Consider the following 25,388-nt stretch of genomic DNA (forward strand, 5'->3'; position numbering starts at 1 on the left):
GCCCACCGGAGCCGTACGCCGTAGGCCAGGACCCCCACGACCAGCACCCCGGCCCCCACGGCGACCGAGACCACAGGGAGCGCGAACGCCAGCGTGGCGCACCCCAGCAGCCCCACCGCCGGCACCGCGCGCGCCCGGACGGCGGGGCTCAGCGTCCAGGCGGAGGCGTTGGCCACGGCGTAGTAGGCCAGCACGCCGAACGAGGAGAAACCGATCGCGCCGCGCACGTCCACCGTCGCGGCCAGCACGGCGACCACCACGCCCACGGCCAGCTCCGCCCGGTGCGGGACCCGGTACCGCGGATGCACGGCGGCCAGCGCCGCGGGCAGATGGCGGTCGCGGGCCATGGCGAACGTCGTCCGGGACACCCCGAGGATCAGCGCGAGCAGCGATCCGAGCGCCGCCACCGCGGCCCCCACCCGCACCACGGGAACCAGGCCGGGCACCCCGGCCGCCCGCACCGCGTCGGCCAGCGGCGCCGCGGCGTGCCCCAGCCGGCCTGGGCCGAGCACGCTCAGCACGGCCACGGCGACGGCCACGTAGACCACCAGGGTGATCCCGAGGGCGACCCGGACGGCCCGGGGGATGGTGCGCGCCGGATCGCGGACCTCCTCGCCCAGGGTCGCGATCCGGGCGTACCCGGCGAACGCGAAGAACAGCAGACCGGCCGCCTGGAGCACGCCCGCACCTGACGGCACCCCGATCCCGAGCCGCCCGGCGCCGGCCGCCGGCGAGGTCAGGCACGCGACCACCACGGCCGCGAGCACGGCGAGCACGAAGGCCACGATCACCCGCGTCAGCCAGGCGGACTTCTGGATGCCGCCGTAGTTCACGGCGGTCAGCGCCACCACGGCCGCCACCGCCACCACGTGCGCCTGTCCCGGCCAGACGTACGCCCCCACGGTGAGCGCCATGGCAGCGCAGGAGGCGGTCTTGCCGACCACGAAGGCCCAGCCGGCGAGATAGCCCCAGAACGGGCCCAGCCGCTCCCTGCCGTAGACGTACGTCCCGCCCGACGCCGGATAGCGGGCGGCGAGGCGGGCCGAGGACATGGCGTTGCAGTAGGCCACCACGGCCGCGACGGCCAGCCCGAGCAGCAGCCCCGGCCCGGCGGCGCGCGCGGCCGGGCCCAGGGCGGAGAAGACGCCCGCCCCGATCATCGAGCCGAGTCCGACGAGGACGGCGTCCCGCAGTCCCAGGGTGCGTCGCAGCTCGGTGTCGGAGGTGGTCATGCGCCGCACCCTACTGAGGGGCGCAACCGCGCGGTGGACCGGTGACGTCCTCTTCACCGACACAGCATGAACACGCGCGCGCCGGACAGCCGATCCTCACCGGATTCTCAGCGGTCGGACAGTGCGGGGACAGCGCGGGAGGGCAGGTTCACGGCATGAGCATCATCGGTTGGATCATCCTGGGGCTTCTGGCCGGAGCCATCGCCAAGCTCCTGCTGCCGGGCCGCGACCCGGGCGGCTTCATCGGTACGACCCTCATCGGCGTCGCGGGCGCTTTCATCGGCGGCTGGATCTCGGCCCGCTGGCTGGACCACCCGGTCAGCAAGCACTTCTACGACGGCGCGACCTGGGCCGCCGCGATCGGTGGCTCCCTCGTCCTGCTGATCCTCTACCGCATCCTGTTCGGCAACTCACGGGACTGACGCGTGCCGCCGCGCGGGCGCTTGGCGGCGGGCGGGTGACATGACGGAGGGGGGCGGGGGGGGGGGGGGGGGGCGCCGCGGGGGGGGCGGCCCCCCCCGCGCCCCCCCCCCCTCCGACACGTCACCTGTCGCGCAGGTCGTCCGACCGGTCCACCGGTACACCGGTCTGTCGGCTGCCGGTCCTACCGGTAGTTCACGAACTGCAGCGCGAAGTCGAAGTCCTTGCCCTTCAGCAGGGCGATCACGGTCTGGAGGTCGTCGCGGCTCTTGGAGCTGACCCGCAGCTCCTCACCCTGGACCTGAGCCTTGACGCCCTTGGGGCCCTCGTCGCGGATGATCTTCGCCACCTTCTTGGCGTTCTCCTGGGAGATGCCCTCCTCGATCGAGGCGAAGATCTTGTACTCCTTGCCGGACAGCTGCGGCTCGCCGGCGTCCAGCGCCTTGAGCGAGATGCCGCGCTTGATCAGCTTGGACTGGAAGACGTCGAGGACGGCCTTGACCCGGTCCTCGGAGTTGGCCTCCATCAGGATCTTCTCGCCGGACCACGAGATCGAGGCGCCCACGCCCTTGAAGTCGTAGCGCTGCGAGATCTCCTTGGCGGTCTGGTTGAGGGCGTTGTCGACCTCCTGCCGCTCGACCTTCGAGACGATGTCGAAACTGGAGTCGGCCATGTCCTGTGGCTCCTTGTATCGGGGTGCGTATCGGGTGCGTACCGGCGTACGCGGCGGCGGCCGCCGAGCCCGGCAGGGAGCCGGTCCGCATCCGCACCAGCCTAGCCATCCCGCGACCCGCCGGGTGCGATCAATCGGGTGGCGAAGCACCCCTCGGCATCGGGTATTGTTTACGTCGTTGCCACGGAGCACCGCCGAAAAGCGGTTCGAACGGCAGCATCCCCGGCGGTGTGCCCGAGCGGCCAAAGGGAGCAGACTGTAAATCTGCCGGCTCAGCCTTCCCAGGTTCGAATCCTGGCGCCGCCACACTGGGTGAGACCCCCTCCGATCTGCGGAAACGCAGAACGGAGGGGGTTTTCTCATTATCCGGCAAAGGCGTTCGATCGAATTCGAAAAAGGGCGACTCGTCTCGCCTGGTCACCCCGGAATCCAGGCTCTGATCAGCGCTTGCCCCCCAGGTGTCCCGTGGTCAAGTACCCCGGGAGACCCGACCCGCACGCCAGGGGGTCCGAGGCTCTACGGGCCGTCCGCGGCTTCCGCTCGCGGTTAGGCCGTTTCCCATGGATCAGGTGAGCCGGAGAGGGGAAGCACGTAGCGTCGCCTATTGATCACGCTCGGTGCGTGAGTGACAAGAGGAGGCAGCCATGGCGAACACGGTCGACAGCGCGAAGCAGGAGGCCACTGACACGTGGATCACCACCAAGGTGAAGGCCGATCTGCTGACCGAGAAGGGGGTTCCCGGCTCGGACATCAAGGTGGAGACCTCGCAGGGTGTGGTCTCCCTCTCCAGTGACGTCGCGGTGACCGAGTCACAGAAGGCGATGGCCGTCCGCATCGCCAAGAACATCAAGGGCGTCCGGAGCGTCATGTCCGACGGCCTCAAGGCCGAGTAGACATGAGGCACGCGGTGCCCTCCGTGCATCACGGAGGGCACCGCAGCGTCCTCTCACCCCGTTGACGGGCCCAAGGGTGGGAACGGTGCCGGCCGGCTTCTGGGCTGCCCGGGGCCGTCGGCCGGGGTGGAGCCGTGGCATCCGGCGAGGCAGGCTTGGTGCATGAAGTCGCTCTTGCGCTCACCCGCGTGGCCTGGAGCAGGCGGTCATCACCGGGTCCTCTTCACGCTGATGCAGTGTGTGCCCTTCTTGATCGCGCTTGCCGTGCTGGTCATCGAGCTCACGCCTGCGCACTTCATCTATACGGGCCCCTTCCTCACCGCGGTCCCGGCCCTGGCGGCAGTGACGTTGGGGCCCAAGGGCACCACCGCGGCGGCGGCCCTCGCGCTGGCGATCAGTGTGACCACCGCGACCTACAACGGGGCGTGGGGCACCCTGCAGGTCTACAGCAACTTCCTGGCCCTGGCCCTGGTCTCCGTGGCCGGGTTCATCACCAGTCGCGCCATGCAGGAGCGCAGGCAGAGAGAGCTCGACCAGGTCCGCCGCATCGCGGTGGCGGCCCAGGAGGTCGTCTTGCGGGCCGCGCCCGCACGCCTGGGCCCGCTGCGGGCCGGCAGCCTATGTCTTGCGGCCGGGACCGGGGCGCGAGTGGGCGGTGATCTGTACGAGGCCGTGCAGACCCGCTATGGCGTTCGGCTGATCGTCGGGGACGTGCGGGGCAAGGGACTGTCCGCGGTGCGAGCCGTCGCGGTGGCGCTGGGCGCGTTCCGGGAAGCCGTGCACTACGAGGAGGACCTGGTGGAGGTCATGAACCGCTGTGCGGCTGCCCTGCGACGGGAGATATCCGTGCCCGATGCGTACGGGCCGGAGGTCGTGCTGGAAGGGTTCACCACGGCGCTCATCGCGCAGGTGCCGGACCAGCCCACAGTGCAGCTGGTCAACCGTGGACATCCACCACCGCTGCTGCTGCACCAGGGCCGGACTGCGCCCCTGACGCCGAGCTTGGAGTCGCCACCGCTCGGCCTCGAAGACCTCGTCGCCGGCCTCCCCGAGAAGCCTGAGAGCTATGCGTTCCTCCCCGGTGACCGTCTGCTGCTGTACACCGACGGTGTGATCGAGGCGCGCAACCGCGACGGCGAGTTCTTCGCCCTGCCGGAGGCCGTGGAGGGGATAGGCACCGGCCCCACCCCACCGGAATTCCTGGAGCGACTGCACCAGGCGTTGACCCGCCACACCGGCGGAGACCTGGCGGACGACGTGGCGATGATCGTCGCCGACCGGTGCAACGGCCTGCCACGGACACCTGCCGGAGGAGCGGAGGCGGGGTGACCGTGGGTGTCCGCCGGCATCACCTGTCCTCCGGCGGGAGCAGGACGAAGGGCCCGTGATCCGTTGCACCAGCGGATCACGGGCCCTTTGCTTCCCGCGTGGCGGCGCCACGCCCAGGAGTGCGAAGCGATGTCGTGCCGCGTGCAACCAGGGGAGTCAGCGCCTGTCATCTCCCGGGACGGATTCCGCCGGGTCGTCCGAGGCCGACTCGGCCTTGGTGTGGAGGACTTCGCGGGCCTGTTCCGCCGCGCGCAGGATGCTCTCGGAGACGAAGTCGACGAAGCGGGCGATGTTCTCCAGGCGGGCGGCGGCCGGGGTGCCCGCGCCGAGGATGCCGGCGCCCTGGCGTGCGGTCTCGCCGAGGTGGGCGGTGGCGCGGGCGCTGGCCACCGTGGACTGGTACATCACGTCGTCGTCGACGACGTAGCGCTCGCGGCGGCGCTCGTCGCGTTCCCTGCGGATGAGGCCCTGGCTCTCGAGGAACGCGACCGCCTTCGACACGGTCGCCGGGCTCACCTGGAGGCGCTGGACGAGTTCGGATGCGGTGAGGCTGCCGGCGTCGGTCGTGTAGAGGCAGACCAGCACCCGGGCCGTCATCCTGGGCAGGCCCGACTGCATGAAGACGGTGGTGAGCGTCTCCTCGTACGCGCGGACGGCTTCGGTGTCACGGCCGTCGGACTGGAGCGCGTTCGGGTCCCGGGGCGCGGCCTGTCTGCGGCGGTGGGCGCGGTGTTCGGTGGCGCGGTGGGCGACTTCGGGGCGGTAGGCGGTCGGGCCGCCGTTGCGCATGACCTCGCGGGTGACGGTCGAGGTCGGCCGTTCGAGGCGTCTGGCGATCTCCGCGTAGGCGAGGCCGTCGGCCAGCCCCAGCGCGATCTGCTGACGTTCCTGCTGGGTGAGCCTGCCTCCCGGCATCGCGGCCTCCTCCGTGCGCATGCGTCTGCGTGCGTGTGCTCGTTCATCGTGCGTGGCGACTGTCAGCATAGCGTTCACCTTTCATCCATTGCAACGAACGGAAGCCGGGTTCGTTGCGTTAGATTCTGTCTCGTTGCAACGATTTCCCTTCTCTGGCCTGCATTTACGGGCCCAGCGCGCAACGAAGTTGTTGCCCAATCTGTGAATGCAACGTAGCGTTTCTCATGTCGGAAACGGCGGGCCGCACCGGCGGGCCGCCTCACGGACCAAGGAGAAACACCATGCAGAAGTTCGCCACCTCCGCCCCCGTCACCGCCGTCCTGGACATCCCGGCCGGCCGTATCCAGCTCATCGCCGCCGACCGCGCCGACACCACCGTCGAGGTCCGCCCCGCCGACGCCGCCAAGAACCGGGACCTGAGGGCGGCCAAGGAGATCCAGGTCAGCTACCAGGACGGCGTCCTGCGCATCGACGCCCCCGAGGCGAAGAACCGCCTCCTCGGCCACTCCGGCTCCGTCGAGGTCACCGTCCAGCTCCCCGCCGGCTCCCGCGTCCAGGCCAAGGCCGCCGACGCCGACGTGCGCGGCGTCGGACGCCTCGGCGAGGTCACCCTCGAAGCCGCCCAGGCCACCGTCAAGCTCGACGAGGCCGACAGCGCCGACCTCACCCTCCAGGCCGGCCCCGTCATCATCGGCCGCCTCACCGGCCCCGCCGAGATCAGCACCCTCAAGGGCGACCTCCACATCACCGAAGCCGTCCGCGGCAACCTCACCCTGCGCACCGAGTACGGACAGATCACCGTCGGCGCCGCCCGCGGCGTCAGCGCCACCCTCGACGCCGGCACCACCTACGGCCGCATCGACAACACCCTGCGGAACGCCGACGGTGCCGCCGCCGCACTCACCATCCACGCCACTACCGCCTACGGCGACATCACCGCCCGCAGCCTGTAGACCGCAGCCGTTCAAGAGGGGGCACTTCACATGACCGACCTGGCGATCGCGGCGTACGGGCTGCGCAAGTCGTACGGCGACAAGACCGTCCTCGACGGCGTCGACCTGGCCGTACCGGAGGGAACGATCTTCTCTCTGCTCGGCCCGAACGGCGCCGGCAAGACCACCGCCGTCAAGATCCTCTCCACCCTCGTCGCGCCGGACCCCGGCACCGGCCGGATCCACGTCGGCGGCCACGACCTCGCCGCCGATCCGCAGTCGGTGCGGGCCGCGATCGGTGTCACCGGGCAGTTCTCCGCCGTCGACGGCCTGATCACCGGCGAGGAGAACATGCTCCTCATGGCGGACCTGCACCACCTCGGCAAGCGCGAGCGGCGCCGGGTCAGCACCGAACTGCTGGAGCGGTTCGACCTCACCGAGGCCGCGAAGAAGCCCGCCTCCACCTACTCCGGCGGCATGAAGCGCCGCCTCGACATCGCCATGACGCTGGTCGGCAGCCCGCAGATCATCTTCCTCGACGAGCCGACCACCGGCCTCGACCCTCGCTCCCGGCACACGATGTGGCAGATCATCCGCGAGCTGGTCGCGGAGGGCGCCACCGTCTTCCTCACCACCCAGTATCTGGAGGAGGCCGACGAGCTGGCGGACCGTATCGCCGTGCTCCACGACGGCCGGATCGCAGCCCAGGGCACCGCCGAGGAGCTGAAGCGGATCGTCCCCGGCGGACACGTCCGGCTCCGCTTCACCGACCCGGCCGCGTACCAGAGCGCCGCGGCCGCCCTGCGCGACGCCTCCCGGGACGACGAGTCCCTCGCGCTCCAGCTCCCGAGCGACGGCAGCCAGCGCGAACTGCGCGCCGTCCTCGACCGGTTGGACTCGGCCGGCATCGAGGCCGACGAGCTGACCGTGCACACCCCCGACCTCGACGACGTCTTCTTCGCCCTGACCGACACCGCGACCGTCACCGAGGAAGCGACCGCCGCCACGACCGGCGCCGGCACCCGTACCGCCACCGACGCCGCCACCGGCGGAGCCGGCATCCCCGACCAGGCCGAGGAGGCCGCCCGATGAGCACCCCCCTGGCTCCCGCCCGCGCGTCCCGGTTCTCGCTCGCCGTGCGCGACTGCTCCACGATGCTGCGCCGCAACCTCGTGCACGCCCGGCGCTACCCGTCCCTCACCCTGAACCTGCTGCTCACGCCGATCATGCTGTTGCTGCTGTTCGTCTACATCTTCGGCGACACCATGAGCGCGGGCATCGGCGGCGGCGGTCCGGACAGATCCGCGTACATCGCCTACGTCGTCCCGGGCCTGCTGCTGATGACCGTCGGCAGCACCGTGGTCGGCACCGCGGTCTCGGTGTCCAACGACATGACGGAGGGCATCATCGCCCGCTTCCGGACCATGGCGATCCACCGGGGCTCGGTGATCATCGGGCACGTCGTCAGCAGTGTGCTGCAGTCGGTGGTCAGCGTGGTCCTCGTCGGCGCCGTCGCCGTGGCCATCGGCTTCCGCTCCACCGACGCCACCGTCCTGGAGTGGCTCGCGGCCTTCGGACTGCTGGTGCTCTTCGCCACGGCGCTCACCTGGATCGCGGTCGGCATGGGCCTGGTCAGCCCGAACGCCGAGGCCGCCGGCAACAACGCGATGCCCCTCATCCTGCTGCCGCTGCTGTCCAGCACCTTCGTCCCCCTCGACGCGATGCCCGGCTGGTTCCGGCCGATCGCCGAGTACCAGCCGTTCACGCCCGCCATCGAGACCCTGCGCGGGCTGTTGCTCGGCACCCCGATCGGCCACAACGGATGGCTCGCCGTGGCCTGGTGCCTGGGCCTCGCGGTACTCGGCTACTTCTGGTCGGCCGCCAAGTTCGACCGCGACGCGGAGTGACCGCGAGCGCCGGGTGAGCACGACCGCGACTCCCCCCACGGCCCCACGATCCGCGCCTCGCCCCACGATCCGCGCCTCGCCCCGCCCGGGGCGGCGTGCACCGGCATTCCGCCGGCGCGCGCCGCCCCGGTTGGCGTATCGGGCGGGCGACTTCAGCCGTGACGGGAGGGCACGTAGGCGGTCGGGCCGGTGCCCGGCAGCCGATGCGGGGTCCAGGTGCGGGTGTGGTTCGCCGGTCCTGAGCGGGTCCGGGAGGGCGGCGGGCACACTGGCGGCATGGGCTCCCGTCGCAGAACCTGTCCCGTGTGCCGCCGCGAGATCGCCGTCGTCGCGGGGCGCTTCGCACGCCACGACCCGCCCGGAGCACGGGAGAACGGGGAACTCCTCTCCTGCTCCGGGTCCCGGACACAGGCTCAGCTCGGGGCGGCCCAGCCGACGTTGGACGGGTACGCCGTGCCGGACTTCCCCGGGCAGCTGCCGCTGTTCTGACGGATGAACGGCCGGCGGTGCCGCCTCAGTTCCCGGCGACCGACTTCACCGCGACCGGCACCGGTGTCGACCCGCTGATCAGCTCCAGCGTCAGGCCGGCCGTCGCGGAGGTGTCCACCAACTCCGCCAGTACGGCCGCCACGTCGTCCCGGGGGACCTGACCGCGCCCGGTACGGGCCGCCAGCCGCACCAGCCCGGTGCCCGCGTCGTTCGTCAGCGTCCCGGGGCGCAGGATCGTCCAGTCCAGCGCGTCCTGACGGGCGACGTACGCGTCGGCCTCGCCCTTGGCGCGCAGATACACGTCGAACACCTCGTCGCCCTCGTGCGCGGGGTCCGCGCCCATCGAGGAGACGATCACGAAACGGCGCACGCCCGCGCGGACCGCGGCGTCCGCGAACAGCACGGCCGCGCCCTTGTCCACCGTGATCTTGCGTTCGGTACCGCTGCCCGGGCCCGCACCCGCGGCGAAGACCGCCGCGTCCGCGCCCCGCAGGTGCGCCGCGACCTCCTCCACCGAGGCGGACTCCAGGTCCAGCAGGACCGGTTCGGCGCCGGCCCGCCGCAGATCGTCGCCCTGTTCCGCCTTGCGGATGATCCCCGCCACCTCGTCCCCGCGCGCGGAGAGCAGGCGCTCAAGCCGCAGCGCGATCTGACCATGACCCCCAGCGATGACTATGCGCATGAGACCGACCGTACGCCCTGTCAGGCATGTCCGCCGCATGACCGGACACCGCGCGGACGCGTCTGCGCCAGTGCCGGCACCGAGCGGGCGGCCCGCGTCTCGGCACCCGCCCACGCGCCAGCAAGGGCACACCGTCTCCCGGCACCTGCGCCGGGGGTTGGCACCGCGCGGGCGTGCCGCGTCCCGGTACCCCCGCGCAGGGCTGGCACCGGGTGGGCGTGCCGCGTCCCACCGCCTCCGCCGGAGGGCGACGCCGGGCGGGTGCGCCGTGTCTCGGTACCCGCGCGCGGGGCTGGCACCTTACGGGCGTGCGGCGTCCCGGTACCCCCGCGCAGGGCTGGCACCGGGCGGGCGTGCCGTGCTCGGTACCCGCGCGCGGGGCTGGCACCTTACGGGCGTGCCGCGTCCCGGCATCCCCGCCTGGGCGCCACCGCGCGGGCGCGCCGGACCCCCGGCATCTCCCCCGGGTGGACGCCGGGCGGGCGTGCCGTGCTCGGTACCCGCGCACGGGGCTGCCACCTTGCGCGCGTGCCGCCTCCCGGCATTCCCGCCCGGGCCCCGCCGCGCGGGCGCGCCGGGCCCCCGCGTCTCTGTCGGGGGGCGACACCGGGCGGGTGTGGCCACGTCCCGGCAGCTGCGCGCGGGGCGGTGTGCCACGTCCCGGTACCCGCGCGCGGGGCGGGCGCGTCGCCCCCGTACCTCCGCCCGGGGCCCGCACCGCGCGGACGCGCCGAGACCCCGCTCCTTCAAACAGGCAAACAGGCGCGGACGTAAACAGGCAGACACGCGCGGACACCCCGTTCAGGACAGCTCTTTGCGGCCCTGCCGGGGCAGCCCGGGTTCCGTCGCCGAGGCCGAGCTGCAGTACTCGCGGACCGCGCTCGTCCGGGCCACCACCCGGCCCCGGTGCACCACCAGCCGGCTGTAGGCGAGGGACAGGGCCCCGGACAGGCCGTCCCCGCGTACGGCCAGCAGCTCGGCGGGGAAACCCGCCTCCACCCGGACCTCGGGCAGCCCCAGGACCGCGCGCGCCGAGCCACTCACGGCCTCGTAGGCGTCCTCCGGGCGCAGCCCGTGCGCGGAGGCGAGCAGGAAGGCGGCCTCCAGCGGGTCGCCGCGGCCCACCGGGTTCGACACGTCCCGCAGGGCACCGCTGCCCGCCGCCACCCGCACCCCGGCCGCGCGCAGCAGCCGCACCGGCGCCGCGCCCCGTCGCTCCGCGCCCCCGCAACCGCCCTGCGGCAGGCACACCACGGCGACCCCGGCCGCCGCGAGCTGGTCGGCGAGCCGGGCGGCGACCTCGGCCGGCAGGCGCGACAGACCGGCGCACGGGCCGAGGGTCACGCCGGGGCGCAGGCCGCCCGCCATGGCCGCGAGCCGGGACAGCAGGGCCGGGTCGGCGGCGTCCGTGTGCAGGTCCACCGGGCAGCCGTGCTCCGAGGCCACCTCCAGCACGGCCTCCACGTACCCCGTGGGGTCCGGGTCCAGGTCGGGGGAGCCGCCCACCACGGAGGCGCCCATCTTCACCGCGTCCCGGAGCATCGCGAGCCCGTCGGCCCCGGCCACTCCGGTCAGCAGGCGCGGCATCGCCACCGTGGTCAGTTCCGCGAGGCCCCGCAGCGAGCGCCGCGCCTGGAGGACGGCGCCGAGCGCGCCCAGACCCTGGACGTCGCCCACGCGCACGTGCGCGCGCAGCGCCGTCGCCCCGTGGCCGAGCTGGAGCAGTGCCGCCTCCGTGGCCCGGCGCTGGACGTCCTCCGGGTCGTCGGAGGCCGGTCCGGGGCGCTCGGCGGACAGCGCGGTGTCGCTGTGGGCGTGCGGTTCGGCCGGGGCCGGCAGCAGGAGGTAGCCGTCGAGATCCACCCGGGCCACGCCCCTGCGGCCCGGGCCCGGGGTCAGGCTGCCGGCGGTGCCGACCGCCTCGATGCGCCCGCCGCCCAGCCGTACGTCCACGGTCCGGCCGTCGGTTAGCCGTGCCCCGCACAGCAGCAGGGCGGTCGGGTCGGGCTGTCCGGAGGAACCGGACGGGTTCGACGACGAGGGCGGCTGCGGCTGGCTGTCGGGCATCGGACTCCAGGGTTCGGGCCGGGGGCTCGGGGCAGGGCCGCGTGAGGAGCTCAAGGCCCCGGCGGACCCAAGATCACGCAGAGTGAGTCGAGCCTAGGGTGGGGAACCGGGCAGGGCGCGGAGGAGCGCAATAGTCGTACCGGCGTGGTCCGCCCCTGTCGGCACGCGCGCGTAAGGGGTGCGTACGCGCTGCTCGGGGCCTGCGGGAGGCCCGGGACGAAGGGGGCGACGGGCGGCCGGATACGGATTTGGGCGAACGGCGGCGGACCGTGTAATGTCTTCATCGCTCGCCCCAATAGCTCAGTCGGCAGAGCGTCTCCATGGTAAGGAGAAGGTCAACGGTTCGATTCCGTTTTGGGGCTCTGGTGTGAGAGGTTCCCGTCGCAAGGCGGGTCCCGATCTCATCAAAGCGGTGTAGCTCAGTCGGTAGAGCAAGCGGCTCATAATCGCTGTGTCACCGGTTCAAGTCCGGTCACCGCTACTGACGGTAGCCGATTGCGGGGTCGGTCCTTCGATCGGCTACTCTTTTCTGCGTTAAACCCATCCGTTCGTCCTAGGAGCACTCACGTGGCTGCCACCGACGTCCGCCCGAAGATCACGCTGGCCTGCGTGGAGTGCAAGGAGCGGAACTACATCACCAAGAAGAACCGGCGTAACAACCCGGACCGTCTTGAGATGAAGAAGCACTGCCCGCGTTGCAACGCGCACACCGCGCACCGCGAAACGCGATAAATCAGGCTCGTACGTGAGGCCGCCCCCGCAGTTCGGGGGGCGGCCTCACGTCGTTTCACACGCTGTCCGAAGCAGACACGCTGCCGAGACCAGGAGGTGCCGGGCCATGGCGCTCGACCAGTCCTTCGTGGGACGGACTTATCCGCCCACCGCGCCCTACGAGGTGGGCCGGGAGAAGATCCGCGAGTTCGCCGAGGCGGTCGGGGAGAGCAACCCCGCGTATACGGACCCGGAGGCCGCCAAGGCGTTCGGTCACTCCGATGTGATCGCCCCGCCCACCTTCGTGTTCTCCATCACCTTCCGGGCCGCCGGACAGGTCATCGAGGACCCGCAGCTCGGTCTCGACTACAGCCGTGTGGTGCACGGCGACCAGAAGTTCGCGTACGCCCGCCCGGTGCGCGCCGGTGACCGGCTCTCGGTCACCTCCACCATCGAGGGCATCAAGTCCCTCGCGGGCAACGACGTGCTGGACATCCGCGGCGAGGTGCACGACGAGGCGGGCGAGCTCGTGGTGACCGCCTGGACCAAGCTCGTGGCCCGTGCGGCCGAGGAGGCGTGAGGTACCGATGACGGCGAAGATCGCGTACGACGACGTCGAGGTCGGCACGGAACTGCCGGCCCAGACCTTCTCCGTGACCCGCGCCACGCTGGTGCGGTACGCGGGTGCCTCCGGGGACTTCAACCCGATCCACTGGAACGAGAAGTTCGCCAAGGAGGTGGGCCTGCCGGACGTCATCGCGCACGGCATGTTCACCATGGCCGAGGCGATCCGTGTGGTCACCGACTGGACCGGTGACCCGGGCGCGGTGGTGGACTACGGCGTCCGCTTCACCAAGCCGGTGGTCGTGCCCAACGACGACGAGGGTGCGGTGATCGAGGTCAGCGCCAAGGTCGCGGCCAAGCTCGACGACAACACCGTGCGGGTGGACCTGACCGCGACCAGCGGCGGCCAGAAGGTGCTCGGCATGTCCCGGGCGGTCGTCCGCCTGGCCTGACCCGGCCCGGCAGCGGTACGGCCGGCCCTCCGGTGAACAGAACGCGCGTAAGGGGTGCCCCACGAAGGCGGGCACCCCTTACGTGTACTCCTGGACGGGAACAAGACCCCGTCGGAGCCGGCCGGTTGACTTAGTTAGTGATTGAGTACTAACTTACTTGCATGGTCAGGATGAGTGCGGAGGAGCGGCGCGAGAGCGTCATCCGCGCGGCGGTCACGGAGTTCGCCCGCAAGGGTTACTACGGCACCTCCACGGAGGCGATCGCCCGGCGCGTGGGTGTCTCGCAGCCGTACCTCTTCCGGCTCTTCCCGGGCAAGAAGGCGATTTTCGCCGCCGCCTCCCTGCGGTGCGTGGAGGACATCCGTCGGGTCTTCGCGGACGCGTCCGCGGGGCTGGAGGGCGAGGAGGCCCTGCATGCCATGGCCAACGCCTACGTGCACCTGATCACGGAGCGCCCCGAGTCGCTCCAGATGCAGATGCAGACGTACATCACGGTCTCGGCCGCCGAGGCGGAGGGCGACCACGAGTTCGGCGAGGTCGTGCGGGCCGGCTGGATGGAGCTCTGGGACACCGTGCACCTGCCGCTGGGCGCCGACGACGGCGAGACCACGACCTTCCTGGCCTACGGGATGCTCATCAACACCCTCGCGGCCATGGGGTTCCCGCCCGAGCACCGGGTCTGGCAGGGGATGTACCCCTCCGCCCGGCTCACCGGACGGCTGGAGAAGTAGGGCCGGCCAGGGCTGAGCGGCACGGATGCGGTACCGGACGGGCGGGCAACTCCGCCTTTTCATGACCGCGAAAGTTAGTCAGCAATAACTAATCAACTGAGGTGATCACCACTGATCACCCCTGGGGGAGCGATGTCAGAGCAGACCGCACGTCGCGGGGGAGCCGTCTGGGCCCTCGTCATCACCAGCGTCGCCGGATTCATGGCGGCCCTCGACAACCTCGTCGTCACCACCGCCCTGCCGTCCATCCGCGCGGATCTCGGCGGAGCGCTGGACGACCTGGAGTGGACCGTGAGCGCCTACACGCTCACCTTCGCCGTGCTGCTGATGTTCGGCGCCGCGCTCGGCGACCGCTTCGGCCGCCGCCGGCTCTTCCTCGCCGGACTCGCCGTCTTCACCGGCGCCTCCGCGGCCGCGGCCATGGCCCCCGGCATCGGCTCCCTCATCGCCGCCCGCGCGGTCCAGGGCGTCGGCGCCGCCGTCATGATGCCGCTCACCCTCACCCTGCTGACCGCGGCCGTGCCCGCCGCCCGGCGCGGCATGGCCTACGGCATCTGGGGCGCCGTCAACGGCCTCGCCGTCGCCTCCGGACCGCTGATCGGCGGCAGCCTCACCGAGCACATCTCCTGGCACTGGATCTTCTGGCTGAACGTCCCGCTCGGCGTGGCCCTGCTGCCGCTGGCCCGGCTGCGCCTCGCCGAGTCCCGCGGCACGGGCGCCCGGCTCGACCTCCCCGGCACCCTGCTCGCCAGCGGCGGACTCTTCGGCATCGTGTACGGCCTGGTCCGCGGGCCCGCCGACGGCTGGACCGACTCCCTGGTGCTGACCGCCCTGTTCGCCGGAGGCGCCCTGTTGATGGGCTTCGTCCTCTACAGCACCCGCGCCAAGAACCCGATGCTGCCCATGCGCCTGTTCCGCTCCCGCGCCTTCTCCGGGATCAACGCGGCCAGCCTGCTGATGTTCGTGGGCATGTTCGGCTCGATCTTCCTGCTCAGCCAGTACATGCAGGGCGTGCTCGGCTACTCGCCCACCGAGGCCGGCCTGCGCATGCTGCCCTGGACCGGCATGCCCATGCTCGTCGCACCGGTCGCAGGCATCCTCTCCGACCGCGTCGGCGGCCGCCCGGTCGTCGCCACCGGCCTGTTCCTCCAGGCCGTGGGCCTCGGCTACATGGCCTCCGTGGTCTCGGCGGACGTCTCCTACGCCGCCCAGCTGCCCGGCCTGATCGTCAGCGGCATCGGCATGGCCCTGTACTTCGCCCCGGCCGCCAACCTGGTGATGTCCAGCGTCCGCCCGCAGGAGCAGGGCATCGCCTCCGGCGCCAACAACGCCCTGCGCGAGGTCGGCGGCGCGCTCGGCATCGCGGTCATGTCGTCGATCTTCTCCGCCCAGGGCGGCTACGAGAGCGCCCAGTCCTTCGTGGACGGACTGCGGCCGGCCCTCGTCACCGGCTCCGGTGTGGTCGCCCTGGCCGCGGTCGCCGCCCTGCTCATCCCGTCCCGGCGGCGCGCCCGGGACGGCGCTCCGGCCGCCGGACAGGCGCCCGCCCCGGCCGTCGAGGTCCTGTCGCACTGACCGCACGGCCACCCCGGACGACGTACGACCTGACGACCGGACCACCGCTCGACCGGTGGCCGACCGGACCACCGCTCGACCGGACCACCGGTCGGCCACCGACGGACAACGAGAGACGGACAAGGAGAACGGCCATGCCCACGCTGCCCTGGACCGTGCCGAACACCCCGCCGCCCGGCACCGACGTCCATGTCTTCGCCTCCCGCTTCGAGACCCGCACCCGCTGGGGGGCCCTCCGGTTCTTCCTGCGCACACCGCGCGTGTGGCGGCAGGTCAGCCACGCCCCGGGCGCCCACGGGGCGGCCCTGAAGGCACAACCGCTGCGGCGCACCTTCTGGACCCTGTCCGCCTGGGAGTCGGCGGACGCGCTGCGCGCCTTCGCCCGCTCCGGCCCCCACGCACCGGCGTCCAAGGGCCTGGCGCGGCAGATGCGGGACGCGAAGTACGCCACCTGGCGGGCGTCGAGCGACGAACTGCCCGTGAGTTGGGAGGAGGCATTCCGGCGGCTGACCTGAGCCGCCGCCCCCCGCCCCTGCCGTCCCACAGCCGGCAGCCCGCGACACCCGCACCCGCACGCGTGCGTGGACCTCGGCCACGGTCCACGCGCGCGTGCCGTGCCGTGCGGGGACCCGGGACCGGGGCGCCCGCCGGTCTTCGGAGTACGTGTCAGCGTGCCGTCAGCGGTCGCTGCCACAGTGATGCACGTGAACGGCGCGGGAGACCGGGCCGGGAGCAGGGAGAGGTGCCCGGAGTGGCTTATCGGGGACCGGCGAGTTCGCTCGAGGTCGGGCCCATGCGGCCCACGCAGGTTCAAATCCTGCCCTCTCCGCACGGGACGGCTCCGGGACGGCGGCCGTCGCGGGGACGGCGCCGCCGCGGAGCCGCCGGCGCCGTCTCGTAGTCTTGGGCGCGTGCAGGTACTCCACGACGCCCCCCTGGCCCCGCTGACCACCTTCCGCCTGGGCGGCCCCGCGGCCCGGCTGGTCACCGCCTCCACCGACGCCGAGGTGATCGCCGCCGTCCGCGAGGCCGACGACGGCGGGACCCCGCTGCTGGTCATCGGCGGCGGCTCCAACCTGGTCATCGGCGACAAGGGCTTCGACGGCACCGCCCTGCGCATCGCCACGCGTGGCGTCGAACTGCGCGGCACCACCCTGGAGCTGGCGGCCGGCGAGGTGTGGACGGACGCCGTCGCCCGCACCGTCGAGGCCGGACTGGCCGGCGTCGAGTGCCTGGCCGGCATCCCGGGCTCGGCCGGCGCCACCCCGATCCAGAACGTGGGCGCCTACGGCCAGGAGGTCTCCTCGACGATCACCGAGGTGATCGCCTACGACCGCCGGGCCGGCCGGACCGTCACGCTGACGAACGAGGAGTGCGCCTTCTCCTACCGGCACAGCCGCTTCAAGGCCGACCCCGAGCGCTACGTCGTCCTGCGCGTCCGCTTCGAGCTGGAGGACGCGGACGGTCTCTCCGCGCCGGTCAAGTACGCGGAGGCGGCCCGCGCGCTCGGCGTCGAGCCCGGCGCCCGGGTCCCGCTGGCCGACGCCCGCGCCACCGTCCTGAAGCTGCGCGCCGGCAAGGGCATGGTCCTCGACCCCGAGGACCACGACACCTGGTCCGCCGGGTCCTTCTTCACCAACCCGATCCTGAGCGAGGAGCAGTTCGCCGCCTTCCGCGCGCGCGTGCGGGAGCGGCTGGGCGAGGACACCGAGCCGCCCGCCTACCCGGCGGGGGAAGGCCGGACGAAGACCTCGGCGGCCTGGCTGATCGACAAGGCGGGCTTCGCCAAGGGCTACGGCACCGGACCCGCCCGCATCTCCACCAAGCACACCCTCGCCCTGACCAACCGGGGTGGCGCGACCACCGAGGACCTGCTCGCCCTGGCCCGCGAGGTCGTCGCCGGAGTCCGCGAGGCGTTCGGCGTCACGCTGGTCAACGAGCCGGTGACGGTGGGCGTCGGCCTCTAGCGCCCCGTCGCGGAGGTGACCTCCGCCGCCGCGCGGCGCGACAGGCCCTCGGGCCCGGCGCCCGGATCACGCCCCGCGCCCCCGGAGTGGTCGGCACGGAAGCCCCGTTGTCGACCACCCCGCCCGGCCGCGACCCCGGAGGCATGAGGTCACCCGGATGCGGCTGAGGCTGCGCCAGTTCCGTCCCCGGACGGGACCCCACGAACACCGGCTCGTGCAGCCCCTACGGCCCCTGCGCCACACCTCGCTGCGCGCCCCGGAGCCCGTCGGACTGCTGCTCGGCGACCACGACGGTCTGAGCCGCCTCGCCGGCCTGTTCTCGTTCGCCGCCTGCTCACGGCACACCCTCGTCCACGTGCCGCTGCGCGGCGGGGCCCCGCCGGACGAGGGCGTCGGGGAGCCGGTCGACCTGCTCCTGGTCCACCACTCGTACGGACTGCGGACCAGCATGTGGCCCGCGCTGCGCCGCGCGCTCGGACCGGGCGGCCCGCTCTCGGTGCGCACCGACGAGGCACGTACCGCACGGGACGCCGCCGCCTGGCGCGGCCGTCAGGAGGGGAGCGGCCGCCAGGAGCGCCCCGACCGCCGGGACGAGCTGCGGCACGTCACCCACGCCCGCACGCTGATCCTGTTCGGCAGCAGGGACGTCTTCGCCGAGACGGCCATCTCCCTCGCCCACGCCGCCGGCTGGGGGCCGCGCCGCAGAGACGTCGACAAGGGGCACCCGGAGCCGATGACCGTACTGCCGCTGGTCGAGCCGCCCGGCCGCGGCGGCGGGCACCCCGACGACGTCATGGTGTGCTTCAAGGCGTATCCGCCCTACGCCCACTTCAGGCGGCCGGGCGAACCAGCCAGGCGTCCACACCGGCCAGCAGCCGCGCCTTGACGTCCTCGGGCGCCGCAGAGCCCCGGACCGACTGCCGGGCCAGCTCGGCGAGCTGCGCGTCCGTGAAGTCGTGGTGGCGGCGGGCGATCTCGTACTGCGCGGCCAGCCGGGAACCGAACAGCAGCGGGTCGTCGGCGCCGAGGGCCATCGGGACACCCGCCTCGAAGAGCGTGCGCAGCGGCACGTCCTCGGGCTTCTCGTACACGCCGAGCGCCACGTTCGAGGCCGGGCACACCTCGCAGGTCACGCCCCGGTCGGCGAGCCGCTTCAGCAGCCGCGGGTCCTCCGCCGCCCGTACCCCGTGGCCCAGCCGGTGGGCGTACAGGTCGTCCAGGCAGTCGCGCACCGACGCCGGGCCGGACAACTCGCCGCCGTGCGGGGCCGACAGCAGTCCGCCGTCGCGGGCGATGGCGAAGGCGCGGTCGAAGTCCCGCGCCATGCCCCGGCGCTCGTCGTTGGACAGCCCGAAGCCCACCACACCGCGGTCTGCGTAGCGCACCGCGAGCCGGGCCAGCGTGCGCGCGTCCAGGGGGTGCTTCATGCGGTTCGCTGCGACCAGCACCCGCATGCCGAGGCCGGTGTCGCGCGCGGTCGTCTCCACCGCGTCCAGGATGATCTCCAGCGCCGGGATCAGACCGCCCAGGCGGGGCGCGTACGAGGTCGGGTCGACCTGGATCTCCAGCCAGCCCGAGCCGTCCCGCAGATCCTCCTCCGCCGCCTCCCGGACCAGCCGCTGGATGTCCTCCGGCTGCCTCAGGCAGGAGCGCGCCGCGTCGTACAGCCGCTGGAAGCGGAACCAGCCCCGCTCGTCGGTGGCCCGTAGCTTCGGCGGTTCCCCGCTGGTCAGGGCCTCTGTCAGGGCATCGGGCAGACGCACGCCGTACTTGTCGGCCAGTTCCAGGACGGTTGCGGGCCGCATCGAGCCGGTGAAGTGCAGGTGCAGATGGGCTTTCGGCAGCTCAGAGACATCACGTACACGCTCCATCCCAGGATCCTGCCGTACGCCCCCGCCGCCCCGGTAGCTCTTTCCCCGAACGTGGTCTTGCTCGCACACGCGGACGGGCCGCCTCCCCGGAGGGAGACGGCCCGCACGCGCGCGTGAAAACGCGGGAACAGCCTCGATGTCCTGTCGGCCGGGTCAGTCCCGGGCCTCGGCCAGCAGCTTCTGGATCCGGCTCACGCCCTCGACGAGGTCCTCGTCGCCGAGCGCGTAGGACAGCCGCAGGTAGCCCGGCGTGCCGAAGGCCTCGCCCGGGACGACCGCGACCTCGGCCTCCTCCAGGATCAGGGCGGCCAGCTCGACGGTGTCCTGCGGGCGCCTGCCGCGGATCTCCTTGCCGAGCAGGGCCTTGACCGACGGGTAGGCGTAGAAGGCGCCCTCGGGCTCGGGGCAGAGGACGCCGTCGATCTCGTTGAGCATCCGCACGATGGTCCTGCGGCGGCGGTCGAAGGCCTCGCGCATCTTCGCCACGGCGTCCAGGTCGCCGGAGACGGCGGCCAGCGCGGCCACCTGGGCCACGTTCGAGACGTTCGAGGTGGCGTGCGACTGGAGGTTGGTCGCGGCCTTGACGACGTCCTTCGGGCCGATGACCCAGCCCACGCGCCAGCCGGTCATGGCGTACGTCTTGGCGACACCGTTGACCACGATGCACTTGTCCCGCAGCTCGGGCAGGAGCGCCGGCAGGGACACGGAGACCGCGTCGCCGTACACCAGGTGCTCGTAGATCTCGTCGGTCAGCACCCACAGGCCGTGCTCGACGGCCCAGCGGCCGATCGCCTCGGTCTCGGCCTCGGAGTACACCGCGCCGGTCGGGTTGGAGGGGGAGACGAAGAGCACGACCTTCGTCTTCTCCGTGCGAGCGGCCTCCAGCTGCTCGACCGAGACCCGGTAGCCGGTCGTCTCGTCGGCGACGACCTCCACCGGCACACCGCCGGCCAGCCGGATCGACTCCGGGTACGTCGTCCAGTACGGCGCCGGGACGATGACCTCGTCGCCCGGGTCGAGGATCGCGGCGAACGCCTCGTAGATGGCCTGCTTGCCGCCGTTGGTGACCAGGATCTGCGAGACGTCGGGCTCCCAGCCGGAGTCGCGCAGCGTCTTCGCGGCGATCGCGGCCTTCAGCTCGGGCAGACCGCCGGCCGGCGTGTACCGGTGGTACTTCGGGTTCTTGCAGGCCTCGACGGCCGCCTCGACGATGTAGTCCGGGGTCGGGAAGTCGGGCTCACCGGCGCCGAAGCCGATCACCGGACGCCCGGCGGCCTTCAGGGCCTTGGCCTTGGCGTCCACGGCGAGGGTGGCGGACTCGGAGATCGCGCCGACTCGGGCGGAGACCCGGCGCTCGGTGGGAGGGGTTGCAGCGCTCATGGGGCCCATCGTTCCAGACCGGAAATGTCCCCGGCACACGGGTTTCACGGACTGAACAGCAAAGGGTCGAGGCGTGAACAGGGGTACGAATCGCGCCTCCGGCCAGGACGATCTTCGGCCGGGCCGTCCGGGGCAGGCACTTTCTGTTCGACGCAAGCCCGCCGACCACGTACACTCACACCTCGTTGGCCTTCAGCCGCCGTTCCGTGGCCGGTGCACACCGAGCACCCGGTCGGATGCGGTACGTTGGGGGACACCAAAGGGTCGTAGCTCAATTGGTAGAGCACCGGTCTCCAAAACCGGCGGTTGGGGGTTCAAGTCCCTCCGGCCCTGCTACACACACCGCCAGGATGTGTGCGCATGTACGTACAGCAATGCACCGCCGTGCGGCTCAGAAACCGGGCGCGGCACGGCCACGACCCGGGATCAGGTGAGGACGAATGACGGACGCCGTGGGCTCCATCGACACGCCTGACGCCGATGAGGTGCCCGAGTCCAAGAAGAAGGCCCGCAAGGGCGGCAAGCGCGCCAAGAAGGGCCCGCTGAAGCGCCTCGCCATCTTCTACCGCCAGATCATCGCGGAGCTCCGCAAGGTCGTCTGGCCGACTCGCAACCAGCTGACGTCGTACACCACAGTGGTGATCTTCTTCGTCGCCATCATGATCGCCTTGGTGACCGTGATTGACTATGGGCTCAACCACGCGGCCAAGTACGTCTTCGGCTGAGCCGAGAGCGAAGGGCGCCGTGGTACCGGCGCCCGTTTTCGCATGTTCCACCCCTATGTATCCAGGAAGAAGCAGCCATCGTGTCTGACCCGAACCTGAACGACGAGCCTCGCGGGAATGCCGCCGAGACGGTGGACGACGAGCTCGACATCGTCGAAGGCGCGGACGAGCAGGACGAGTTCGAGGCTGCAGAGGCCGAACTGGGGGAGCCGGCCGAGGTGGCCGCGCTGCACGTCGAGGACGAGGACGAAGACCTCGACGTCGAGGACGCCGACGCCACCGAGGACTCCGACGAGACCGAGGAGAGCGACGAGCTCGCCGCCGCTGCCGACGAGACGGCCGAGGCCGTCGAGGAGGAGCCCGCGGAGCCCGTCGACCCGATCGAGGCCCTGCGCCAGGAGCTGCGCCTCCTGCCCGGCGAGTGGTACGTCATCCACACCTACGCCGGCTACGAGAACCGCGTGAAGACCAACCTGGAGCAGCGCGCCGTCTCGCTGAACGTCGAGGACTACATCTTCCAGGCCGAGGTGCCGCAGGAAGAGGTCGTCCAGATCAAGAACGGCGACCGCAAGACGATCAAGCAGAACAAGCTGCCGGGTTACGTCCTGGTCCGCATGGACCTGACCAACGAGTCCTGGGGCGTCGTCCGCAACACCCCGGGTGTGACCGGCTTCGTCGGCAACGCCTACGACCCGTACCCGCTGACCCTGGACGAGATCGTCAAGATGCTCGCCCCGGAGGCCGAGGAGAAGGCCGCCCGTGAGGCCGCCGAGGCCGAGGGCAAGCCCGCCCCGCAGCGCAAGGTCGAGGTCCAGGTGCTGGACTTCGAGGTCGGCGACTCGGTCACCGTCACCGACGGCCCGTTCGCCACGCTGCAGGCGACCATCAACGAGATCAACCCGGACTCGAAGAAGGTCAAGGGCCTCGTGGAGATCTTCGGGCGCGAGACGCCGGTCGAGCTCTCCTTCGACCAGATCCAGAAGAACTAGCTCTTTCTGGACCTCTTGCTTCCGTGCAGGTCAGCCGGGCTGCTTCAGCCTGTCTGACCTGCACGGTTTTTGGCCGCGCATCTATACCCGTTATCGTTGTGCGGTATGCCTGCGTCCGGGTGGTCCCCGGATGTCGGCAGGACCCGAATCGAAAGGACCCGGAGAGCTATGCCTCCCAAGAAGAAGAAGGTCACGGGGCTCATCAAGCTCCAGATCAACGCCGGTGCGGCGAACCCCGCCCCGCCGGTCGGCCCCGCGCTCGGTCAGCACGGCGTCAACATCATGGAGTTCTGCAAGGCCTACAACGCCGCGACCGAGTCGCAGCGTGGCTGGGTCATCCCGGTGGAGATCACGGTCTACGAGGACCGCTCCTTCACCTTCGTCACCAAGACGCCGCCGGCCGCGAAGATGATCCTCAAGGCCGCGGGTGTCGAGAAGGGCTCCGGCGAGCCGCACAAGACCAAGGTCGCCAAGATCACCGAGGCGCAGGTCCGCGAGATCGCCCAGACCAAGATGCCCGACCTCAACGCGAACGACCTGGACGCCGCGTCGAAGATCATCGCCGGCACCGCCCGCTCCATGGGCATCACGGTCGAGGGCTGACCCCCACCCCAGTAGTCCATGCGGCCGTAGCCGGTCGCACGTGGCAGGGCCTGCTCGGCCCGGAGACCACGACTCCTTTCAGAACACACAGGAGCAAGTTGTGAGCAAGCGCAGCAAGGCTCTCCGCGCTGCGGACGCCAAGATCGACCGGGAGAAGCTGTACGCCCCGCTCGAGGCCGTCCGTCTCGCCAAGGAGACCTCCACGACCAAGTTCGACGGCACCGTCGAGGTCGCCTTCCGCCTGGGTGTCGACCCGCGCAAGGCCGACCAGATGGTCCGTGGCACCGTGAACCTGCCGCACGGCACCGGCAAGACTGCCCGGGTCCTGGTCTTCGCGACCGGTGACCGTGCTGCGGCCGCGGAGGCCGCGGGCGCCGACATCGTCGGCTCCGACGAACTGATCGACGAGGTGGCGAAGGGCCGTCTGGACTTCGACGCCGTCGTCGCCACCCCGGACCTCATGGGCAAGGTCGGCCGCCTCGGCCGCGTCCTCGGCCCGCGTGGTCTGATGCCGAACCCGAAGACCGGCACCGTCACCCCCGACGTGGCCAAGGCCGTCACCGACATCAAGGGCGGCAAGATCGAGTTCCGCGTCGACAAGCACTCGAACCTGCACTTCATCATCGGCAAGGCGTCCTTCGACGACGACAAGCTGGTGGAGAACTACGGCGCCGCGCTGGAGGAGATCCTCCGTCTGAAGCCGTCCGCCGCCAAGGGTCGCTACATCAGGAAGGCCGCCATCACCACCACGATGGGCCCCGGCATCCCGGTCGACCCGAACCGCACCCGCAACCTCCTCGTCGAGGAGGACCCGGCCGCCGTCTGAGCCACCGGCTCAACCGGCAGCCGCGTCAGCGACGCGTAGCAGAGTGAGGGCGGGCCCCGCACCTGGAACCTTCCGGGTGCGGGGCCCGTCCTTTCTGTGTGCGACCTTTCGCACGACTGTCATTGGCCTGGCCCAGCGTGCAGGCACAGGACTCTCGCATAGGGGTGGGACGACATGAACAGCAGGACCGTACGCCGGGTGGGTCTCTCCGTCGCGGTGGTGACCGCGCTGACGGGACTGGCCGCCTGCGGCTCGGACAAGGGCGACAAGGCCGTCGGAAAGAGCGTCACGGACATGAGTCCGCTCGCCGCCCTGCGCTCCGCCGAGCAGTCCACCGACAAGGCCGAGTCCGCCAAGGTCCGCTCCAGCACCTCCCTCGGCGACCAGATGTCGATGACCGCCGACGGCGCCCTCGCCTGGGGCGGCGGTCTCAAGGGCAACCTGACCATCACGTACACCGGCGGCAAGATGGCCGACGCCATGCGCCAGGCCGGCTCCACGTCGATGCAGGCCCGCTATCTGCCGGACGCCTACTACGCGAAGATGAGCGACAAGTTCGCCCAGCAGTTCGGCAAGCACTGGATCAGGTACGCCTACGACGACCTCGCCAAGTTCGGCGGCGGCTCCGGCGCGTACATCAAGGACCAGATGCAGAACACCACCCCGAACCAGTCGGTGAAGCTGCTGCTGGCCTCGGGCGACGTGAAGAAGGTCGGCAGGGAGAAGGTCTCCGGCGCCGATGCCACGCACTACGCGGGCACGGTCGACGTGGCCGACCTCGCCGGCAAGAACAGCGACCTCACCGCCGATCAGCTGGCCGGCCTGAAGAAGCAGCTCAGCCAGGCGGGCGTCACCACCGAGACGGTCGACATCTGGGTCAACGACCAGAGCCTGCTGGTGAAGAAGATCGAGAAGGCGACCACCGCCAACGGCGCCATGACCAGCACGGCCTACTACAGCGACTACGGCGTGAAGGTCTCCGCCGAGGCGCCCCCGGCCGGGGACACCAAGGACTTCAAGGAGCTTGTGAAGTCCGGCGGCGTGACGGGCGGCACCGGCACCGTCTCCTGACCCGCCGCGGGGGGGGGGGGGGGGGGGGGGGGGGGGGGGGGGGGGGGGGGGGGGGGGGGGGGGGGGGGGNCGTTGTCCTGACCCCCCGGGCGCCGCCCGGCGGCGGGCCCGCGTGCCCGCGGGGCGGCCCGTCCGGTGCCCCGCGGGACGGCCGGGCAGACGCCCGGGGGGCCCGATTTGCTCGACAGCTCTCCGGTCCCGTACTCTCCTACCGAAGCCAAAGACCGCTGGTCGTTGCCGCGCGCTCCCACGAGGGTGCGGTGGCCGAAGGATCCGCTGAAGAGTGGACGACCCGCGCAGGTGACGTGGAAGAACTCCCGGAGCATACGCCCTGAGTGTGTGCAGCCGGTCGAGTCCGCCCCGAGCGCCTGCGCCGGGGCGTTT

General features: G+C 71.6%; 27 protein-coding genes, 4 tRNA genes and 1 pseudogene. 25 read left to right on the forward strand and 7 right to left on the reverse strand.

Going from position 1 to position 25,388, the window contains the following annotated elements:
* On the reverse strand, window positions 1–1,232 hold a 1,232-nt coding region (locus tag V7E45_RS22815), incomplete at its 3' end, for an APC family permease (protein WP_333776061.1).
* Window positions 1,233–1,387: 155 nt separating this feature from the next.
* Here V7E45_RS22815 and V7E45_RS22820 point away from each other — a divergent pair.
* Window positions 1,388–1,654: a GlsB/YeaQ/YmgE family stress response membrane protein gene (locus V7E45_RS22820; protein WP_020941613.1), complete on the forward strand. Its 267-nt coding sequence runs from the start codon at window positions 1,388–1,390 to the stop codon at window positions 1,652–1,654.
* Window positions 1,655–1,836: 182 nt separating this feature from the next.
* Here V7E45_RS22820 and V7E45_RS22825 read toward each other — a convergent pair whose 3' ends face one another.
* A complete protein-coding gene (locus tag V7E45_RS22825; RefSeq protein ID WP_055622569.1) occupies window positions 1,837–2,325 on the reverse strand; it encodes a YajQ family cyclic di-GMP-binding protein in 489 nt (162 codons plus the stop codon).
* A 224-nt stretch (window positions 2,326–2,549) separates the two neighbouring features.
* Between V7E45_RS22825 and V7E45_RS22830 the strand changes: the two genes are divergently transcribed.
* The 3 genes from V7E45_RS22830 to V7E45_RS22840 all read left to right on the forward strand — a co-directional run bounded on the left by V7E45_RS22830 (window position 2,550) and on the right by V7E45_RS22840 (window position 4,547).
* Window positions 2,550–2,631, forward strand: a tRNA-Tyr gene (locus tag V7E45_RS22830).
* A 338-nt stretch (window positions 2,632–2,969) separates the two neighbouring features.
* Window positions 2,970–3,218: a BON domain-containing protein gene (locus V7E45_RS22835; RefSeq protein ID WP_333776062.1), complete on the forward strand. Its 249-nt coding sequence runs from the start codon at window positions 2,970–2,972 to the stop codon at window positions 3,216–3,218.
* Window positions 3,219–3,449: 231 nt separating this feature from the next.
* Window positions 3,450–4,547 carry a PP2C family protein-serine/threonine phosphatase gene (locus tag V7E45_RS22840; protein WP_333776085.1) on the forward strand — a complete coding sequence of 366 codons (1,098 nt, stop codon included), beginning with the start codon at window positions 3,450–3,452 and terminating at the stop codon, window positions 4,545–4,547.
* Window positions 4,548–4,703: 156 nt separating this feature from the next.
* Here the strand turns inward: V7E45_RS22840 and V7E45_RS22845 are convergent, their stop codons facing one another.
* Window positions 4,704–5,462: a helix-turn-helix domain-containing protein gene (locus tag V7E45_RS22845; protein ID WP_333776063.1), complete on the reverse strand. Its 759-nt coding sequence runs from the start codon at window positions 5,460–5,462 to the stop codon at window positions 4,704–4,706.
* A gap of 281 nt (window positions 5,463–5,743) precedes the next feature.
* Between V7E45_RS22845 and V7E45_RS22850 the strand changes: the two genes are divergently transcribed.
* The 4 genes from V7E45_RS22850 to V7E45_RS22865 all read left to right on the forward strand — a co-directional run bounded on the left by V7E45_RS22850 (window position 5,744) and on the right by V7E45_RS22865 (window position 8,790).
* On the forward strand, window positions 5,744–6,415 hold the full coding sequence (locus V7E45_RS22850) for a DUF4097 family beta strand repeat-containing protein (RefSeq protein WP_333776064.1): 672 nt from the start codon (window positions 5,744–5,746) through the stop codon (window positions 6,413–6,415).
* Window positions 6,416–6,445: 30 nt separating this feature from the next.
* A complete protein-coding gene (locus V7E45_RS22855; RefSeq protein WP_333776065.1) occupies window positions 6,446–7,486 on the forward strand; it encodes an ATP-binding cassette domain-containing protein in 1,041 nt (346 codons plus the stop codon).
* Window positions 7,483–8,301: an ABC transporter permease gene (locus V7E45_RS22860; protein ID WP_333776066.1), complete on the forward strand. Its 819-nt coding sequence runs from the start codon at window positions 7,483–7,485 to the stop codon at window positions 8,299–8,301. Before V7E45_RS22855 ends, V7E45_RS22860 begins: the two co-directional genes overlap by 4 nt.
* Window positions 8,302–8,577: 276 nt before the next feature.
* The gene (locus V7E45_RS22865) at window positions 8,578–8,790 is read left to right on the forward strand and encodes a hypothetical protein (RefSeq protein WP_317444861.1); all 213 of its coding nucleotides are present in this window, start codon (window positions 8,578–8,580) and stop codon (window positions 8,788–8,790) included.
* Between the two features lie 25 nt (window positions 8,791–8,815).
* On the opposite strand, the gene V7E45_RS22870 is transcribed toward V7E45_RS22865, so the two are convergent.
* Together V7E45_RS22870 and V7E45_RS22875 are read right to left on the reverse strand one after the other, a co-directional pair.
* The gene (locus tag V7E45_RS22870) at window positions 8,816–9,472 is read right to left on the reverse strand and encodes an SDR family oxidoreductase (RefSeq protein ID WP_333776067.1); all 657 of its coding nucleotides are present in this window, start codon (window positions 9,470–9,472) and stop codon (window positions 8,816–8,818) included.
* Window positions 9,473–10,273: 801 nt separating this feature from the next.
* Window positions 10,274–11,539: an amidohydrolase family protein gene (locus V7E45_RS22875; RefSeq protein ID WP_333776068.1), complete on the reverse strand. Its 1,266-nt coding sequence runs from the start codon at window positions 11,537–11,539 to the stop codon at window positions 10,274–10,276.
* A gap of 289 nt (window positions 11,540–11,828) precedes the next feature.
* On the opposite strand from V7E45_RS22875, the gene V7E45_RS22880 reads away from it, so the two are divergent.
* The 11 genes and pseudogenes from V7E45_RS22880 (at window position 11,829) to V7E45_RS22930 (ending at window position 18,425) form a co-directional block, all read left to right on the forward strand.
* A tRNA-Thr gene (locus V7E45_RS22880) sits at window positions 11,829–11,901 on the forward strand.
* 46 nt (window positions 11,902–11,947) lie between these two features.
* Window positions 11,948–12,020, forward strand: a tRNA-Met gene (locus tag V7E45_RS22885).
* Between the two features lie 86 nt (window positions 12,021–12,106).
* Complete coding sequence (gene rpmG / locus V7E45_RS22890) at window positions 12,107–12,271, forward strand: 50S ribosomal protein L33 (protein WP_003948671.1); 165 nt, start codon at window positions 12,107–12,109, stop codon at window positions 12,269–12,271.
* Between the two features lie 106 nt (window positions 12,272–12,377).
* Window positions 12,378–12,830 carry a MaoC family dehydratase N-terminal domain-containing protein gene (locus V7E45_RS22895; protein ID WP_333776069.1) on the forward strand — a complete coding sequence of 151 codons (453 nt, stop codon included), beginning with the start codon at window positions 12,378–12,380 and terminating at the stop codon, window positions 12,828–12,830.
* A 7-nt stretch (window positions 12,831–12,837) separates the two neighbouring features.
* A complete protein-coding gene (locus V7E45_RS22900; RefSeq protein WP_333776070.1) occupies window positions 12,838–13,266 on the forward strand; it encodes a MaoC family dehydratase in 429 nt (142 codons plus the stop codon).
* A gap of 161 nt (window positions 13,267–13,427) precedes the next feature.
* A complete protein-coding gene (locus V7E45_RS22905) occupies window positions 13,428–13,997 on the forward strand; it encodes a TetR/AcrR family transcriptional regulator (protein ID WP_333776071.1) in 570 nt (189 codons plus the stop codon).
* 132 nt (window positions 13,998–14,129) lie between these two features.
* Entirely contained in the window at window positions 14,130–15,572 is a 1,443-nt protein-coding gene (locus tag V7E45_RS22910) for a DHA2 family efflux MFS transporter permease subunit (protein ID WP_333776072.1), read from the forward strand.
* Between the two features lie 134 nt (window positions 15,573–15,706).
* Window positions 15,707–16,087 carry a DUF3291 domain-containing protein gene (locus V7E45_RS22915; RefSeq protein WP_333776073.1) on the forward strand — a complete coding sequence of 127 codons (381 nt, stop codon included), beginning with the start codon at window positions 15,707–15,709 and terminating at the stop codon, window positions 16,085–16,087.
* A 221-nt stretch (window positions 16,088–16,308) separates the two neighbouring features.
* Window positions 16,309–16,401, forward strand: a pseudogene (locus V7E45_RS22920).
* Between the two features lie 82 nt (window positions 16,402–16,483).
* On the forward strand, window positions 16,484–17,539 hold the full coding sequence (locus tag V7E45_RS22925; protein WP_333776074.1) for a UDP-N-acetylmuramate dehydrogenase: 1,056 nt from the start codon (window positions 16,484–16,486) through the stop codon (window positions 17,537–17,539).
* 157 nt (window positions 17,540–17,696) lie between these two features.
* Entirely contained in the window at window positions 17,697–18,425 is a 729-nt protein-coding gene (locus V7E45_RS22930) for a hypothetical protein (protein WP_333776075.1), read from the forward strand.
* On the opposite strand, the gene V7E45_RS22935 is transcribed toward V7E45_RS22930, so the two are convergent.
* Both V7E45_RS22935 and V7E45_RS22940 read right to left on the reverse strand, forming a co-directional pair.
* Window positions 18,370–19,410, reverse strand: coding sequence for an adenosine deaminase (locus V7E45_RS22935; RefSeq protein ID WP_333776076.1), 1,041 nt, complete (start codon window positions 19,408–19,410; stop codon window positions 18,370–18,372). The genes V7E45_RS22930 and V7E45_RS22935 overlap by 56 nt on opposite strands.
* A 153-nt stretch (window positions 19,411–19,563) precedes the next feature.
* Complete coding sequence (locus V7E45_RS22940) at window positions 19,564–20,790, reverse strand: pyridoxal phosphate-dependent aminotransferase (RefSeq protein WP_333776077.1); 1,227 nt, start codon at window positions 20,788–20,790, stop codon at window positions 19,564–19,566.
* Between the two features lie 260 nt (window positions 20,791–21,050).
* On the opposite strand from V7E45_RS22940, the gene V7E45_RS22945 reads away from it, so the two are divergent.
* The 6 genes from V7E45_RS22945 to V7E45_RS22970 all read left to right on the forward strand — a co-directional run bounded on the left by V7E45_RS22945 (window position 21,051) and on the right by V7E45_RS22970 (window position 25,004).
* Window positions 21,051–21,123 (forward strand) — tRNA-Trp (locus V7E45_RS22945).
* Between the two features lie 107 nt (window positions 21,124–21,230).
* Window positions 21,231–21,515 (forward strand): preprotein translocase subunit SecE, encoded by a 285-nt coding sequence (gene secE / locus V7E45_RS22950; RefSeq protein WP_317444873.1) that lies wholly within the window; start codon window positions 21,231–21,233, stop codon window positions 21,513–21,515.
* Window positions 21,516–21,595: 80 nt separating this feature from the next.
* A complete protein-coding gene (nusG, locus tag V7E45_RS22955) occupies window positions 21,596–22,504 on the forward strand; it encodes a transcription termination/antitermination protein NusG (protein WP_333776078.1) in 909 nt (302 codons plus the stop codon).
* A 168-nt stretch (window positions 22,505–22,672) separates the two neighbouring features.
* Window positions 22,673–23,107 (forward strand): 50S ribosomal protein L11, encoded by a 435-nt coding sequence (gene rplK, locus V7E45_RS22960; protein ID WP_031167035.1) that lies wholly within the window; start codon window positions 22,673–22,675, stop codon window positions 23,105–23,107.
* Between the two features lie 100 nt (window positions 23,108–23,207).
* On the forward strand, window positions 23,208–23,933 hold the full coding sequence (gene rplA, locus V7E45_RS22965; protein ID WP_333776079.1) for a 50S ribosomal protein L1: 726 nt from the start codon (window positions 23,208–23,210) through the stop codon (window positions 23,931–23,933).
* A 174-nt stretch (window positions 23,934–24,107) separates the two neighbouring features.
* Entirely contained in the window at window positions 24,108–25,004 is an 897-nt protein-coding gene (locus V7E45_RS22970) for a hypothetical protein (RefSeq protein ID WP_333776080.1), read from the forward strand.
* The last annotated feature ends 384 nt before the right edge of the window (window positions 25,005–25,388 follow it).

The sequence above is a fragment of the Streptomyces sp. IBSBF 3136 genome (assembly GCF_036815105.1).
Lineage (GTDB): Bacteria > Actinomycetota > Actinomycetes > Streptomycetales > Streptomycetaceae > Streptomyces.